The sequence below is a fragment of the Stenotrophomonas sp. HMWF023 genome (assembly GCF_003060985.1).
In the GTDB taxonomy this organism is placed as follows: Bacteria; Pseudomonadota; Gammaproteobacteria; order Xanthomonadales; family Xanthomonadaceae; genus Stenotrophomonas; species Stenotrophomonas lactitubi.
Genome location: NZ_QAIJ01000250.1, coordinates 14,548 through 15,003 on the forward strand (window position 1 = coordinate 14,548; position 456 = coordinate 15,003).

The following is a 456-nucleotide window of genomic DNA, read 5'->3' on the forward strand; positions in this document are numbered from 1 at the left end:
GCAGCGCGCTGCCGCCCACCTGCACCTCGCCCACGCCCGGTACCTGCGACAGCTTCTGCGCCAGTACGGTTGAACCGAGGTCGTACAGCTGGCCCGGCGAAAGCGTGTCGGAGGTCAGTGCCAACGCAAGTATCGGTGCCTGCGACGGGTTGACCTTGCGGTACTGCGGCATGCCGGGCATGCCGCTGGGCAGCTGGCCGCGGGCGAGGTTGATCGCAGCCTGCACTTCGCGGGCGGCCTCGTCGATATCGCGGCCGAGCACGAACTTCAATTCGATCTCGGTCTGCCCCTGGGTACTGGCCGAATCGATGCGCGAAATGCCGGGCAGGCTGCCCAGCGCACGCTCCAGCGGCGTGGCGACGGTGGCCGCCATCGATTCGGGCGAGGCGCCGGGCAGGCTGGCGCTGACTTCAATGGCGGGATAGTCGACCTGGGGCAGCGGTGCCACCGGCAGCA

At 69.1% G+C, this 456-nt stretch carries 1 protein-coding gene; it reads right to left on the bottom strand.

What is annotated here, in order from left to right:
* On the bottom strand, window positions 1–456 hold a 456-nt coding region (locus DBR20_RS23215; protein WP_258223365.1), incomplete at both ends, for an efflux RND transporter permease subunit.